Annotated in this window: 13 protein-coding genes; 4 read left to right on the top strand and 9 right to left on the bottom strand. The window is 62.0% G+C overall.

The features are described 5' to 3' along the window. Positions 1–12: 12 nt before the first annotated feature. Positions 13–1,224: a putative lipid II flippase FtsW gene (gene ftsW, locus GAL_RS12370; RefSeq protein ID WP_024097916.1), complete on the bottom strand. Its 1,212-nt coding sequence runs from the start codon at positions 1,222–1,224 to the stop codon at positions 13–15. Between the two features lie 132 nt (positions 1,225–1,356). Between ftsW and GAL_RS12375 the strand changes: the two genes are divergently transcribed. The 3 genes from GAL_RS12375 (at position 1,357) to GAL_RS12385 (ending at position 3,361) form a co-directional block, all read left to right on the top strand. After that, the gene (locus GAL_RS12375; protein ID WP_024097917.1) at positions 1,357–2,538 is read left to right on the top strand and encodes a BaiN/RdsA family NAD(P)/FAD-dependent oxidoreductase; all 1,182 of its coding nucleotides are present in this window, start codon (positions 1,357–1,359) and stop codon (positions 2,536–2,538) included. An 81-nt stretch (positions 2,539–2,619) separates the two neighbouring features. Further along, entirely contained in the window at positions 2,620–2,913 is a 294-nt protein-coding gene (locus GAL_RS12380; protein ID WP_024097918.1) for a putative quinol monooxygenase, read from the top strand. Between the two features lie 4 nt (positions 2,914–2,917). Then, complete coding sequence (locus GAL_RS12385; RefSeq protein ID WP_024097919.1) at positions 2,918–3,361, top strand: MarR family winged helix-turn-helix transcriptional regulator; 444 nt, start codon at positions 2,918–2,920, stop codon at positions 3,359–3,361. A gap of 3 nt (positions 3,362–3,364) precedes the next feature. Here the strand turns inward: GAL_RS12385 and murD are convergent, their stop codons facing one another. After that, complete coding sequence (gene murD / locus GAL_RS12390) at positions 3,365–4,762, bottom strand: UDP-N-acetylmuramoyl-L-alanine--D-glutamate ligase (protein ID WP_024097920.1); 1,398 nt, start codon at positions 4,760–4,762, stop codon at positions 3,365–3,367. 124 nt (positions 4,763–4,886) lie between these two features. Here murD and GAL_RS12395 point away from each other — a divergent pair, with 124 nt between their 5' ends. Beyond that, positions 4,887–5,801 carry a glutaminase gene (locus GAL_RS12395; protein ID WP_024097921.1) on the top strand — a complete coding sequence of 305 codons (915 nt, stop codon included), beginning with the start codon at positions 4,887–4,889 and terminating at the stop codon, positions 5,799–5,801. 317 nt (positions 5,802–6,118) lie between these two features. On the opposite strand, the gene mraY is transcribed toward GAL_RS12395, so the two are convergent. Genes mraY through mraZ form a run of 7 tightly spaced genes read right to left on the bottom strand, consistent with a single transcriptional unit; the run spans position 6,119 to position 13,807 of the window. Then, positions 6,119–7,201, bottom strand: coding sequence for a phospho-N-acetylmuramoyl-pentapeptide-transferase (mraY, locus tag GAL_RS12400; RefSeq protein ID WP_024097922.1), 1,083 nt, complete (start codon positions 7,199–7,201; stop codon positions 6,119–6,121). A 27-nt stretch (positions 7,202–7,228) separates the two neighbouring features. Continuing rightward, positions 7,229–8,641 carry a UDP-N-acetylmuramoyl-tripeptide--D-alanyl-D-alanine ligase gene (locus tag GAL_RS12405; RefSeq protein ID WP_024097923.1) on the bottom strand — a complete coding sequence of 471 codons (1,413 nt, stop codon included), beginning with the start codon at positions 8,639–8,641 and terminating at the stop codon, positions 7,229–7,231. After that, on the bottom strand, positions 8,638–10,122 hold the full coding sequence (locus GAL_RS12410; protein WP_024097924.1) for a UDP-N-acetylmuramoyl-L-alanyl-D-glutamate--2,6-diaminopimelate ligase: 1,485 nt from the start codon (positions 10,120–10,122) through the stop codon (positions 8,638–8,640). The genes GAL_RS12405 and GAL_RS12410 overlap by 4 nt, the downstream gene beginning before the upstream one ends. Before the next feature lie 15 nt (positions 10,123–10,137). Then, positions 10,138–11,925, bottom strand: coding sequence for a peptidoglycan D,D-transpeptidase FtsI family protein (locus GAL_RS12415; protein WP_024097925.1), 1,788 nt, complete (start codon positions 11,923–11,925; stop codon positions 10,138–10,140). Next, on the bottom strand, positions 11,922–12,296 hold the full coding sequence (gene ftsL / locus GAL_RS12420) for a cell division protein FtsL (protein WP_014874069.1): 375 nt from the start codon (positions 12,294–12,296) through the stop codon (positions 11,922–11,924). Before ftsL ends, GAL_RS12415 begins: the two co-directional genes overlap by 4 nt. Next, positions 12,293–13,300 carry a 16S rRNA (cytosine(1402)-N(4))-methyltransferase RsmH gene (rsmH, locus tag GAL_RS12425; RefSeq protein ID WP_024097926.1) on the bottom strand — a complete coding sequence of 336 codons (1,008 nt, stop codon included), beginning with the start codon at positions 13,298–13,300 and terminating at the stop codon, positions 12,293–12,295. The genes ftsL and rsmH overlap by 4 nt, the downstream gene beginning before the upstream one ends. 3 nt (positions 13,301–13,303) lie before the next feature. Continuing rightward, positions 13,304–13,807, bottom strand: a complete 504-nt coding sequence (gene mraZ / locus GAL_RS12430) for a division/cell wall cluster transcriptional repressor MraZ (protein ID WP_024097927.1) — start codon at positions 13,805–13,807, stop codon at positions 13,304–13,306. Positions 13,808–14,199: the final 392 nt, after the last annotated feature.

Below are 14,199 nucleotides of genomic sequence, written 5' to 3' on the forward strand. Positions count from 1 at the left end.
CAGGTCTTTCTTCTATCCGCGCCCGTGACCGCGCGCAGGCCCAGTCTGAGGCCCGTGACCCCGTCCGTGCCCACGCAGGAAATCCGCGATCTCCCCCTGCGGACGCGAGCGCGAAAACGCCAGCAGCATACCAACTGCAATGCCGCCCGCAATGAGGGAGGAACCACCATAGCTCACAAACGGCAGGGTCATGCCCTTGGCCGGCAAGAGCCGGACTGCCACGCCCATGTTGATCATCGCCTGCACCCCGAAGGTACAAACCAGACCGGTGCCTGCAAGGCGGATGAACGTGTCGCGCTCCCGCATCAGGCGAAAAAGGGTCCGCGCCACCACAGCGGTGTAGAGCAGGATCAGGATCACCACGAGCACCAGCCCATATTCCTCAGCCGCGACGGCAATGATGAAATCGGTGTGCGCATCCGGCAGCGACCATTTCACTTCGCCTTCGCCGACACCGACCCCAAACAGACCGCCCTCGCGGATGGCGTTGGTGGCATAGCCCATCTGGGTCGTGGGGTCGATTTCAGGGTTCAGGAAGCCATCGATGCGGCGGGCAAAATGCTCTGAGCTGGAATAGGCGACAACGCCCCCCATCACCACCACCGCCGCCATGATCACCAACAGCAGCATCGGCGCGCCGGCTACGAAATACATCACGCCCCAGCCAAACAGCACCAGACAGGCCTGACCAAAGTCAGGCTGCATCACAAGCATCAAGACCACCGTCAGACACAGACCAAAGGACATCAGCGTGCCCGGTGGGCCGTTGATCTGCTGGCTCGCCGCGATCATCCAGGCTGCGACAACGATAAATCCGGGCTTCAGGAATTCTGACGGCTGAAGCGAGGCGAAGCCAAGGCTGTACCAGCGCGTCGCGCCCTTGCCAAAGTCGGTGCCAAACACCGGCAGCAGGGCCAGCGCCACAAAGGCGCAGATAAACCCGACAACCGCCAGCCGCCGCACCAGCGTCGGCGACATCATCGAGGTGATCACCATCGCGACCAGTGCCGTGATGCCAAAAATCGCTTGCCGCTCGACATAGTGGAAGTTGTCAAAACCGTTACGCTCTGCCAGCGGAACCGAGGCCGCAAGCCCCAGCAAAAGCCCGATGACAAACAGCATCAGGACACAGGACATCGTCCATTTGTCCAGCGTCCGCCACCATTTGGGTAGGATCGGCTCTCCCGCCTGTACGGGGAGCGCGCCATAGACCATTTCAGTCATGGATAAACCGCCACTATCTGCCTCGTGATCCGTCCCGTTTTCGGGATCGTTAGGCGAACAGTAACCGGAATCTTTGCATCAGACCACCCTCTTCCTCTTGCCTTTGGCAGTTATCCGCGCCTATGGCCGGGCATGGCTTATGAAACCCTGATCCTTGGCGCTGGCGCGGCTGGCATGATGTGTGCAACGCGTTCCGGCCCCGGCACGCTGGTGATTGATCACGCCAAGGCACCGGGGGAAAAAATCCGCATCTCCGGTGGCGGACGCTGCAATTTCACCAATATGTACGCAAGCCCGGAAAACTACCTGTCGCAGAACCCGCATTTCTGCAAATCCGCCATGGCCCGCTATACCCAGTGGGATTTCATTGAGCTGGTGGACCGTCACGGCATCGCCTGGCACGAGAAGACCCTGGGCCAACTGTTCTGCGATGGCTCCGCCAAGCAGATTGTCGCGATGCTGGTGGAGGAGATGAAATCAGCGGGCGCTGATCTCTGGCTGCAAACCAGCGTAAACTCCGTGACGCGCACCGCCGATGGGTTCCGCGTCGATGTCGCGCGCGAGGGTAAGACGCAGGTGCTGACAGCCCGCAATCTGGTGATCGCAACTGGCGGCAAATCCATCCCCAAGATGGGGGCCACCGGCCTCGCCTATGATCTGGCACGCCAGTTTGATCTGCCTCTGACGGACACCCGCCCCGGTCTGGTGCCTTTCACCTTTTCCGAAGAGCGTTTCAAACCTCTCGCAGGCGTTGCCCTGCCCGCGCGGCTGTCGAATGAGCGCACCAGTTTTGACGAAGCACTGTTGTTCACCCATCGTGGCCTGTCTGGCCCGTCGGTGCTGCAACTGTCATCCTACTGGCGCGAGGGGGAGCAGATCAGCGTCAATCTGATCCCTGAAACACCACTATTTGACCTGTTGCGCAGCCAACGTCAGGAGGCCGGGCGCAAGGCTCTGACCACCGAACTCGCCCGCCACCTGCCCGGTCGGCTGGTCGATTTCCTCGCCCCGGAATTCGGCCTCAACGGACGTCTGGCAGATCAATCCGACGCCGCCTTGCGCGATCTCAGCGACCGTTTGGAAAACTGGCACCTTACCCCCTCCGGCAGCGAAGGGTACCGCACGGCAGAGGTCACGCTGGGCGGCATCGACACCGATGCGCTGTCGTCAAAAACCATGGAAGCCAAAACCGTTCCCGGCCTTTATGCCATTGGTGAAGCGGTTGATGTGACCGGCTGGCTTGGCGGCTATAATTTCCAATGGGCCTGGGCCTCTGGGGTGGCTGCAGGCAGCGCCATCACAGCCCGCAGCTGAGCCAAGCCGCCCGCCTGCGGCTTGACATTCGCGCACGCAAATCTATTTAGTTACTATGATAACTTATTAAGGAGCTTTTTCATGACAACGCAATTTCAACTGATCGCCAAAATCACCCCGAAGCCTGAGCATATGCAGGACGTCCGCGAGAGCCTCACCAACATCCTGGCCCCTACCCGCGCCGAACCCGGCTGCCTGAAGTTCAACCTGCTTGAAGGCCGCAGCGGCGATTGTTTCTATCTAGATGAGGAATGGACCTGCGACGGGGCCCTCGCCGCCCATTACGAGATGGACTACATCAAGCCGATCTTTGCCAAATATGAAAACTGGCTGGCCGCACCGGCTGAGATCCACAAGATGACCGCGCTGGCCTGACCACATGTTCTTCCTCAAGGAACTGCCCTCTCGCCAGATGGTTGAACGCTACGTGGAGGCCTATGGCAGCGACCCGGCGCTTATCAGCGATGCCCTGTTGATGATGCGCCGGGCCAGCCTGCTGATCCGCAAGTTGGAAACCTATTTTGCGGGCCACGGCCTGTCGCAGCTACGGTTTCTGGTGCTGATCGTCATCGACCGGGAACCGGATCGCCAATGGCTCAGCCCAAATGAGATCGCGCAGCGGATTGATGTCTCGAAACCGGTCATGACCCGAACGCTGCAAGCGCTGCAGGCAGACGGGCTGGTTCGCATCACCGCAAGCGAGACCGATGGCCGCTCCAAGGAGGTGACACTGACCCCCGACGGCCATGCCCGGCTACAGGCCACCCTGCCCGAATACTACCAGATCCTATCCAGGGAGATGGCGCAATCCGCACCTCTATAGACCTCAACTCTGCAGCTTCGCCACCTCGGCAATGAAGTCCTCACCGCGCTGTTCGAAGTTGTCGTATTGATCAAAGCTCGCCGCCGCAGGCGCCAGCAGAACGGTATCGCCCACCTCGGCCTCGGCGCTGGCGCGGGCGACGGCCTCGGCCATGGTGATACAGACCTCAGCCTCAACATCCAGCTGCATGGCAAACCCCGCCGCCTCGCGTCCGATTACATAGGCTTTACGCACCTTGCCAGTCTGGCCGCGCAGGGCCTCCAGACCGCCGTCTTTCTCAAGCCCGCCACAGATCCAGCGGATATTGTCGAAGGCGCTCAACGCCTTTGCCGCGCTGTCCAGATTGGTGGCCTTGCTGTCATTCACATAGCGCACGCCTGCTTGGGTCGCGATGGTCTGGCTGCGGTGCGGCAGCCCCGGATAGCTCGCCAGCGCGTCCTCGATCAGACGAGGCGCCAGCCCCAGCGCACGCGCCGCGGCATAGGCCGCACAGGCGTTCTGATGGTTATGCGCGCCGGGCAGCCCCTGCATCTGGCGCAGGTCAATGGACGCCGCCTGCCGCCCCTTGCGGTATTCACTGAGGAACCCCTTGCGGGCAAAGACCTGCCAGCCCGGCCCGGTCAGTTTCCGGCTTGCCGAGATGCGGATCACCCGGTCGTCGCTGGCGGCCTCAGACAGTTGCCCCGCCAGATACAGCCCCTCATCCTCATCTACGCCAATGATGGCCCGGTCCGGTCCGCCTTCGGCAAACAGCCGTCGCTTGGCTGCGAAATAGCCCCCCATACCGGCGTGCCGATCCAGATGATCGAGGCTGAGGTTGGTGAACACCGCCACATCCGGCGTCAGCGCGCGGGCCAGATCGGTCTGATAGCTCGACAGCTCCAGCACCACGATGCCGCCCGATCCCGGCGGATCAATGTCCAGCACGCCCCGACCAATATTGCCCGCCAACTGGCTTTCGCGTCCGGCCTCTTGCAGAATATGATGCAGCAACGCAACCGTGGTGGACTTACCGTTAGAGCCAGTGACCGCCACAATGCGTGGCGCTTGATCGAAACGCTCCCAACCCCGTGTCGCGACCGAGCGGAAGAACAGCCCGATGTCATTGTCCACTGGCACGCCCGCGACCATCGCCGCGCGGATCACCGGGTTGGGTTTGGGGTAGAGATGCGGGATCCCCGGCGAGACAATCAGCGATGCGACATCATCAAAGGCCCCTGATTTCAGCAGATCGCGACAGGTGAACCCTTCGACCTCCGCCCGCGCCCGCGCGCCGGGATTATCGTCCCAGCAGATCGGCTCTGCTCCGCCTTCGCGCAGCGCCCGTGCGGTGGCAAATCCCGACCGGCCCAGCCCCAAAACGGCAACCTTTGCGCCCTCAAAACCTGTGACAGGGATCATCGCCCAACCTCCCGCAAAACCTTTGATCAAATCGCTACCCGATCCATGGAACCAATGCCAGTCCCGTCGCGTTGACAATTGGTCCGGCACGTCTGAAACCTCTGCCAAAGGAAGGGAATATCCGATGGCTACAAAGTTACAGAGCGTTCTTGACGAGATCAGCCAGCAGATGCGGGCCAGCACCGACTGGGGCGAGGTTGCCAGCTATATCCCCGAACTGGGCGAGGTGCGCCCCGATCAATTTGCTATCAGCGTGGCAACGGCGGATGGCGCGCTGTTCAGCGCTGGTGACTTTCAGACACGGTTTTCGGCCCAAAGCATCACCAAAGTGTTCACCCTTGCCATCGCTCTGGGACGTGCGGGGGATCAGCTTTGGCAGCGGGTTGGCCGCGAACCGTCCGGCACGGCCTTCAACTCCATCGTACAGCTGGAACATGAGCAGGGCCGCCCGCGCAACCCCTTCGTCAATGCGGGCGCTATTGTCACCACCGATGAGGTGCTGGCAGGCCGCGAACCCCGCGAGGCGCTGGCGGAATTCCTCGGCTTTGTACGTGCCGCGGCAGAAGATGACGACATTCATATCAACGCCGATGTGGCGCGTTCCGAAACCGCTCATGGGCACCGAAACGCAGCCCATGCCCATTTTCTGGCGTCCTTTGGCAACCTCAAAAACCCGCCGGAAAAGGTGCTGGGCACCTATTTTCATCATTGCGCCACCGAGATGACAACCCAGCAGCTTGCCAAGGCAGGACGTTTCCTGATCGGCACCGGCAGTTACCCCCGGATGGTGTCGCTGGACCGAGTGCGGCGGCTCAATGCGCTGATGCTGACCTGCGGGCATTATGACGGGTCAGGTGAATTTGCCTACCGCGTGGGCCTACCCGCCAAAAGCGGCGTGGGCGGCGGCATCCTCGGTGTTGTGCCGGGACAGGCGAGCATCGCCGTCTGGTCCCCAGGACTAAACCGCAACGGCAATTCCAAATTGGGCACCGAAGCGATGGAGCAACTGGCCCGTGAAATGGACTGGTCAGTCTTCTAGGGGCGCGTTGCCATCCCTGCGTTCGCAGCGCTTATCCTCCGTTCAGGTGACACCGCTAACCTAGCCCCGTTGCAACACCAAGATCAGGAGAGCGTCCCCCATTCCCAGTCCCACCAAGGCTGCGGGGGATCCGCACAGGCCGACAGACGGAGATGATCCCTAGCAAAGGTCATCCACCCTCCGCCTCTCCGGCGGCGCCGCCTTCTTCGCACTGAAAAACCGCCCAAGGCATCCCTGCCCCGAGCGGTTCCATATATCAGACCAGACCGGATCACCCGCCCCGCAAAATAGCCTGCGCGGCGGCAATCCGGTGTGACTTAGCGCACTTTCAGGGTCGCCAGACCAATCATCGCGAGGATCAGCGAGATGATCCAGAAGCGGATCACGATGGTCGGCTCCGCCCAGCCTTTTTTCTCGTAGTGGTGATGGATCGGGGCCATCAGGAACACCCGCTTGCCGGTGCGTTTAAAATAAAGCACCTGAATGATCACCGACAGCGCCTCCACCACAAAGAGGCCGCCAACAATCGCCAGCACCAGTTCGTGTTTGGTGACCACCGCGATGGCCCCTAGTGCGCCACCCAGCGCCAATGAGCCGGTATCCCCCATGAATACCGCTGCTGGCGGAGCGTTGTACCACAGGAAGCCCAGACCACCGCCAAACAGCGCAGCGGCGAAGATCAGGATTTCGCCGGTGCCGGGAACGTAATGCACATCCAGATATTCGGTGAAGTCAACGCGCCCCACCGCATAGGCGATCACGCCCAGCGTGGAGGTGGCAATCATCACCGGCATAATCGCCAGACCATCCAGACCATCAGTCAGGTTCACCGCATTGGCCGCACCGACGATCACGCAGATCGAAAACGGCACATAGAACAGGCCGAGATTGATCAACGTATCCTTGAAGACCGGCAGCGCCAGCTGGTTCTGCAACTCCACCGGATGATAGGCCGAGGCCCAGAGGGCGGCGATCACCGCGATAGTGATCCCCAGCGCCAGCCGCAGCTTGCCCGGCACGCCCGCAGTGTTCTGTTTGGACACCTTGGCATAATCATCCGCGAAACCGATCAGCGCAAAGGACAGCGTCACAAACAGCACCAACCAGACAAAGGGATTGTCCCAACGCGCCCACAAAAGCGTCGCGGTTACCAGCGCGCCGACAATCAGCAAGCCCCCCATCGTCGGGGTGCCGGCCTTCGCCAGATGCCCCTCAGGTCCGTCATCGCGGATCGGCTGGCCCTTGCCCTGCTTGCGGCGCAGCACGTTGATCAGCGGTGGCCCAAACAGGAACCCAAACAGAAGCGCCGTCAGAAACGCCCCGCCCGCGCGGAAGGTGATGTAGCGGAAGAGGTTGAAGAGATCCCCCCCATCCGACAGCGCGGTTAACCAATAGAGCATGTCAGCCGGTCCTCAGTTCATCAAAGTTCAGAAAGTGGTGTCGCCATGACTCAATTCACGGATGCCGTCAACGATCTTGGCCAATGCCATGCTGAGCGACCCCTTGGCCAGCACCACGTCCCCCGCACCGATCTGACCCGCCAGATCCGGCTGCACCTCGGCGCTGGTGGCATAGTGCTCGCCGCGTTTGTCCTCTGGCAGCGCTGCATGGAGCGTGCCCATCAAGGGACCAATGCAATGCACCGCATCCAGATCTGCCATTGCCGGCAGCTCAGCCAGCGCTGCATGCAACTCAACCTCCTGCGGGCCGAGTTCCTTCATATCGCCAAGATAGGCGATGCGGCGTCCTTCGCAGGGGGTTGCCGCCAGCACCGTCAGCGCCGCAGCCACAGACGTGGGGTTGGCGTTGTAGCTATCATCCAGCAGCAGGATCTCGCCCTTACCTTCGCCCAGCGACACTGTTTCCCGCGCCCCCCGACCGGTGACCGGCGACCAGAGCGACAGGCTCTGCACCGCCTTGGTCAGATCCAGTTTCAGCGCCGCGAGACAAGCCAGCGCCCCAAGCGCGTTCATGGCAAAATGGGCGCCAAGCGACTGGATATGCAGACGATGCGTCTGTCCATCCGGCAGCGTGACGTCAGCCTCGGTCTCATCGCCACGCAGGGTCGTTGCGGTCAGCCGCCACGCAGGCGCAATCGGCCCCTCGCCGGTGCCAAACCAGAGCACTTCGCCCGCCTTACCCTGCGCGACCGATTGCAGGATCAGCGCCTCGTCAATATCGGCGTTCAGAACCGCGACACCATCGGGTTCAAGCCCCTCCATGATAGCGGCCTTCTCCGCAGCGATGCCTTCAATGCCGTCAAAAGCCTCAAGATGCACAGGCGCCACCGTTGTCACCATCGCCACATGCGGACACGCCTGTTTTGCCAGAGGGCTGATTTCACCGGGATGGTTCATGCCGATCTCGATCACGGCAAATTCAGTGTCACGCGGCATCCGCGCCAATGTCAGCGGCACGCCCCAATGGTTGTTGTAGCTAGCCACCGCCGCATGGGTACGGCCCTGATCGGACAGCATCCGGGCCAGCATTTCCTTGGTTGAGGTCTTCCCCACAGAGCCGGTGACCGCAATCACTCGCGCATCTGTCCGCGCGCGGCCTGCCCGGCCCAGGGCCTCGAGCCCGGTCTGCACATCGTCAACCAGCAACAGCGGCGCATCCTCGGCGATGCCCTCGGGCCTGCGCGAGACCAGCGCGGCACCGGCGCCTTTCTCCAGAGCTTGCGCCACAAAGTCATGGCCATCACGCGCGGCCTTTAGCGCCACAAACAAATCGCCCTTGGCGATGCTGCGGGTGTCGATGGAAATACCGTTCACCTGCCAGTTGCCAATGGCCTGACCACCGGTGGCGGCGGCGGCCTCCTCAGCTGTCCAAAGGCTCATACCAGCCTCCCGTCAAGCGCTGCGACGGCCATGCTGGCCTGTTCCACATCGTCAAAAGGCAGAACATCACTACCGACAATCTGACCGGTCTCATGTCCCTTGCCGCAGATCAGCAGGGCATCGCCCGCCCCCAGCGCATCAACGCCGCGCAGGATCGCCTCAGCCCGGTCGCCGACCTCCTTTGCGTCCGGCGCACCGCCTTTGACGGCCGCGCGGATCACCGCCGGATCCTCACTGCGGGGGTTGTCGTCGGTGACGATCACCAGATCGGCGTTATCCTGCGCCGCCTGCCCCATCAGCGGGCGTTTGGCGGCATCACGGTCCCCCCCCGCGCCGACAATGGCCACCAAGCGGCCCAGCACATGCGGGCGCAGCGCCCTGATCGCCGTGGCCACCGCATCGGGGGTATGGGCATAATCGACAAAGACCGTCGCGCCGTTTTCCCGCGTGGCCGCCAGTTGCATCCGCCCCCGCACAGTCTGAAGATGCGGCAGCGTCTCAAACACCGCCTGCGGATCCTCGCCGCTGGCAATCACCAGACCGCAGGCCAGCAGAATGTTTTCCGCCTGGAAACCCCCGATGAGGTTCAGCCGCGCCTGATAGGGTTTGTCGTGCCAGGTGAAGCGCATGTCCTGCCCGGAGGCATCATAGCGGGCACCCACAAGGCTCAGATCACCCACACCACGCCCAACGGAGATCACCTCCTGCCCGCGTGCGGCGGCAACTGCGCGCATTTCCGCACCGCGCGGATCGTCGAGATTGATCACCGCAACGCCATCATCTGGCAGCACCCGGCGAAACAAACCTGCCTTGGCGGAAAAATAGGCCTCGAAACTCTCGTGATAATCAAGATGATCCTGGGTGAAATTGGTGAACCCTGCGGCAGCCAGATGCACGCCGTCCAGACGCCGCTGATCCAGCCCGTGAGACGAGGCCTCCATCGCGGCATGGGTGACCCCCGCAACCGCCGCCTGCGACAGCGCATCATGCAGGGTGACCGGTTCCGGTGTGGTGTGATTGAGCGGGTGGCTCCAGACGCCTTCCACGCCGGTGGTGCCAAGGTTCACCGCCTTATGGCCCAGTTCGACCCAGATCTGACGCACAAAGCTCGCTACCGAAGTCTTCCCATTGGTGCCGGTAACCGCCACCATGGTTTCCGGCTGCGCACCGAACCACAGGGCGGCCGCATAGGCCAGCGCCTGACGCGGATCTTCGACCACCACCAGCGCCACGGTCGACTCGCGCAACAGCTCCGCCACGATCTGCGCCCCGGCTGCATCGGTCAGGATCGCCGCCGCCCCATTGCCAAGCGCGGCCGGTGTGAATTTCGCCCCATGCACCTGACTGCCCGGAAGGGCCGCAAACAGCCCGCCTTCGGTGACCTTGCGACTGTCCACGGCGATGCCATGGATCATCGGATCAACCCCACCACGGGCGGTCAGACCCAGCTGGCTCAGAGGACGGTTTTCAATGGTGCTCATAGCAACCCCACCTGTTCAGTTTGAGGTGAGCGTTATAGCAGCAAGCCCATCGGGTTCAACTTGTGGCCTGAGCCCCAAAAGCGGCGCCACGCGACCGATCATTTCACCCGCGACAGGCACGGCTGTCCAGCCTGCGGTACGGCGCTCCTCACCATGAGCGATGACAGAGGGTTCATCCAGCGTCACCACCAGTACATATTTGGGATCATGGGCCGGGAACATGGCAGCAAAGGTGGCGATGACCTTGCTCTCGTAGTAACCGCCACGGGGTTTGGGCTTGTCAGCGGTGCCGGTTTTGCCGCCCACCTGATAGCCGGGCACCTCGCCAAAGCTGGCGGTCCCGCTGGTCACCACCTTGCGCAGCATGGCGCGGGCCTGGCTTGCGGCCTCCGGTGACATGACCCTGTGGCCCAGTTGTGGTCCCTTCTGGCGCAGGATGGTCGGAGCGACATATTGGCCACCATTGGCAATCGCCGCATAGCCCGCCGCCAAATGCATCGGGCTGGTGGACAGCCCATGCCCATAGGAAATCGTGACCGTGCTCAGCTCCCCCCATTTGCGGGGTTTCAGCGGTTTGCCGCCTGCCGCCTCGGCGATCTCAATCGGGGTGGGTTCGAACATGCCCATCGCGCGCAGGAAATCCTGCTGACGCTGCGCGCCGATCTGCAAGGCCAGACGCCCGGTGCCCCGGTTGGAGCTGTTGACGATAATGTCAGCAACACTCAGCTTGCCGTAGTTCTTGTTGTGAAACTCACCAATCGGGAAACGTCCGATCCGCATTGGACCGGAGGTGTCGATAATGGTCTCCGAATTTACAATCCCCAGATTAACCGCCTGTGCTGCCGTGAAAATCTTGAAGGTCGAGCCGAGTTCATAGACCCCCTGCACCGCGCGGTTGAACAGCGGGCTTGTGGAGGGATCAAAGCCGGAGGTGGGCGGACGCGGGCGATCATTGGGATCGAAATCCGGCAGCGACACGACGGAGATCACCTCGCCGGTGTGGACGTCCATCAGGATCGAGGTCGCCCCCTTGGCGTTCATCAGCTTCATGCCACCATAGAGCACCCGTTCGGAGGCAGCCTGTACCGTGAGGTCCAGCGACAATTGAAGGGGACGCCCACCGTTGGCCGGATCGCGCAGGTAATCGTCAAACTGCTTCTCGACACCTGCCACGCCGATCACCTCGGCGGCGCTGACGCCTTCCTTGCCGAAACCGGCCCCACCCAGCACATGCGCCGCGACGCTGCCATTGGGATAAAGCCGCATCTCGCGGGGGCCAAACAGCAGGCCGGGATCACCGATATCATGCACCGCCTGTTTCTGCTCGGGGCTGATTTTCTTCTTGATCCAGACAAACTTACGCTTACCGGTGAAGTCACTGACCAGCCGCTCCAGCTCCAGATCGGGGAAGATTTCAACCAGACGCTGCGCGGCCCCTTCCGGGTCCACCATCTGCGGCGGTTGGGCATAGAGCGAATGGGTTTCGAAGTTGGTCGCCAGAATGCGGCCTTTGCGGTCGACGATATCGGCGCGTTGCATGGCGATGGCGCTGCCCGGCGCGCTGGCGACTGGCTCGACCGGTTCGGAGGTGGCCAGCGTCGCCATACGCGCACCAATCGCGGTGAAGGCACAGAGGAAAAACATGCCCAGCACCAGCAGGCGCCCCTCAGCGCGCTGGCGGGATTGTGTCTGCATCTCCGCATGGCGCTGGCGCAGGTTTTCCCGTTCAATGGCGTCCGGGTTCTCCCCCCGCGCGCGCGCGGTCAGGATCCGGGCCAAGGGGCGCAGTGGCGTGCGGATCATGGCTGCGTCCCTGTTGCGGTCTGTCCATTGGCGCCGAGTGAGGAGACCTCAACCCCGTTGGTGAAATCCAGCAGCTCATCCTCCTGCGGGGGATAGGCGACCTCATCCACACGGCCAAATTGTTCCGGGCGCAGCGGCAGCAGGCTGAGACGATCAAAGTTCAGCTCCGCCAGTTCGCGCAGCCGGTCCGGGCGGTTAAGATAGGCCCATTCGGCGCGCAACACACTGAGCCGGACCTGCGACGCACCGATCTGGCGTTGCAGGCTGCGGGTCTCCTTCAGCACCTGCTGGGTGGTGTAATTCTCGCGGTAAGCCCAGAACGCCAACCCAAAGACAGCCAGGCAGGTGGCGATATAAAGCAGCGTCTTCATGAGCGTTTGTCTCTCCCCTGTGCCTGCTTCAGTTGGGGCATGCCGATATCTTTGGCGCTAATCGCAATCGGCGCCGCCTCGGTGCGGCGTCCGACCCGCAGACGGGCGGAGCGGGAGCGCGGGTTTTCGGCCAGTTCCTCATCATCCGGGCCCACCGCCTTGCGGGTGACCAGTGTGAATTGCGAGGGGGTTTCCTCTACCTCAGGCGCGTAGCGATTGGCGCGGCCTGTCTTACCCGCACGATGCTGGAAGAAGCGCTTAACCATCCGGTCTTCAATGGAATGGAAGGTGACCACGGCCAACAGCCCACCGGGCTTCAGCGCGCGTTCCGCCGCCAGAAGCCCCTCGAACAGCTCTTCATATTCGGCGTTCACCGCGATGCGCAGCCCCTGGAAGCTGCGGGTGGCGGGGTGTGACTGACCGGGTTTGGAGCGCGGCAGGCAACCCTCGATGATGCCAGCCAGTTGCAGCGTGGTGGTGATCGGCGCCTCAGTGCGGGCCTTCACGATGGCGCGGGCGATACGGCGGCTGGCGCGTTCCTCTCCAAAGAGGAACAGGATATCCGCCAGAGCGGCCTCGTCCAGCTCCGCAACCAGATCGGCGGCTGAGGGGCCATCCTGCGACATCCGCATATCCAGCGGTCCATCGCGCATGAAAGAAAAACCGCGTTCGGCCAGATCCAGCTGCATGGAGGAGACGCCAAGGTCTAGCACCACGCCATCGAGATCCTGCGCATAGTCATCCATACGGGAGAAAACACCCTGTTGCAGGCTCAGGCGGCCCGCGTAATCGCCGATCCAGCCTTCGGCCATTTCAAAGGCCAGCGGATCGCGGTCAACGCCAATGACATGATCCGCGCCCGCCTCCAGCAGGCCACGGCTGTAGCCCCCGGCCCCGAAGGTGCCATCAAGCCAGCGCCCGGTGACCGGCGCCACCGCTTTCAACAGCGGACGCAGAAGAACCGGTACGTGAGGACCGGTTGAGGTTGGGCGGTCCGTTGTCATGGATCAAGCGCCTCCGGCGCCGTCGAGGAGTTCCATCGGGTCGAAGTCCTCAGGCAGATCATCCATCCACTCCTCAGATTTCGCCAGCTCTTCCTCTTCATAGGTTTCAGGCTTCCAGATCTGGAAGGTATCGCCAGCGGCAATGAAGAATGCCTCAGCCTCCAGATCGATCTTGTTGCGCAGTTTGGCAGGCAGCACCAGGCGCCCGGTCTCATCCACATTTGTCGGGAAGGACTGACCATGGAACATGCGCTGCAACATTTTGCGCGGCATTGAGCCTCGCGGCAAGGCATCGATTTTGGCGTCTACTTCCTCGATCGCCTCCATCGTGTAACATTCCAGGAAATTGCGGCGCTGGTCGCCATAGACGATGACCAGTTCGGGGTTGCTGCCGGATTGCCAGTTGGGATCGCCCGCTTCCAGAACACGGCGAAAGGAGGCCGGAATCGAGACCCGCCCCTTTGTATCCACCTTGTGGTGGCTTTCACCTCTGAACCTACGGCCCAATCTATCGTCCCTTTTTCAGCGTCCCTCGTGCCGAAGCTACCCCCAGAAGCAAAAGGGGCGGGCTGATCTGCTGCCACTGATCAACCCGCCTCCCTAATCCCGACATGCGGGGTGTCCGACTGCGCGCGCCACCTGGGGGGATGTCTGCTCGCTCGCGCGCCGGATCTCTCTATTTTCGATGAAAGCGAAGGCCTGTATGAAACCTGCTTCTTAGTAGTCTTGGTTGGGGTCGTTTGGTGCCCCTGCTCTTCGTCTCATTCGATGAATTAGGGATACTATGGGAATACATGGGCGACAACTGTTTTTTATAGACCCTCCTGCCGCATATCGATAATGCCGCGCCGATTCTACGGACAAGAATCGATGATATCCCCAGAAGTAGATTAAGATAG

This window comes from Phaeobacter gallaeciensis DSM 26640, from assembly GCF_000511385.1.
Classification (GTDB): domain Bacteria; phylum Pseudomonadota; class Alphaproteobacteria; order Rhodobacterales; family Rhodobacteraceae; genus Phaeobacter; species Phaeobacter gallaeciensis.

Excerpts from the sequence above, each read along its gene's own strand:
- ftsW (WP_024097916.1), bottom strand. The coding sequence starts at position 1,224 with ATGACTGAAATGGTCTATGGCGCGCTCCCCGTACAGGCGGGAGAGCCG.
- GAL_RS12375 (WP_024097917.1), top strand. The coding sequence starts at position 1,357 with ATGGCTTATGAAACCCTGATCCTTGGCGCTGGCGCGGCTGGCATGATG.
- GAL_RS12380 (WP_024097918.1), top strand. The coding sequence starts at position 2,620 with ATGACAACGCAATTTCAACTGATCGCCAAAATCACCCCGAAGCCTGAG.
- GAL_RS12385 (WP_024097919.1), top strand. The coding sequence starts at position 2,918 with ATGTTCTTCCTCAAGGAACTGCCCTCTCGCCAGATGGTTGAACGCTAC.
- murD (WP_024097920.1), bottom strand. The coding sequence starts at position 4,762 with ATGATCCCTGTCACAGGTTTTGAGGGCGCAAAGGTTGCCGTTTTGGGG.
- GAL_RS12395 (WP_024097921.1), top strand. The coding sequence starts at position 4,887 with ATGGCTACAAAGTTACAGAGCGTTCTTGACGAGATCAGCCAGCAGATG.
- mraY (WP_024097922.1), bottom strand. The coding sequence starts at position 7,201 with ATGCTCTATTGGTTAACCGCGCTGTCGGATGGGGGGGATCTCTTCAAC.
- GAL_RS12405 (WP_024097923.1), bottom strand. The coding sequence starts at position 8,641 with ATGAGCCTTTGGACAGCTGAGGAGGCCGCCGCCGCCACCGGTGGTCAG.
- GAL_RS12410 (WP_024097924.1), bottom strand. The coding sequence starts at position 10,122 with ATGAGCACCATTGAAAACCGTCCTCTGAGCCAGCTGGGTCTGACCGCC.
- GAL_RS12415 (WP_024097925.1), bottom strand. The coding sequence starts at position 11,925 with ATGATCCGCACGCCACTGCGCCCCTTGGCCCGGATCCTGACCGCGCGC.
- ftsL (WP_014874069.1), bottom strand. The coding sequence starts at position 12,296 with ATGAAGACGCTGCTTTATATCGCCACCTGCCTGGCTGTCTTTGGGTTG.
- rsmH (WP_024097926.1), bottom strand. The coding sequence starts at position 13,300 with ATGACAACGGACCGCCCAACCTCAACCGGTCCTCACGTACCGGTTCTT.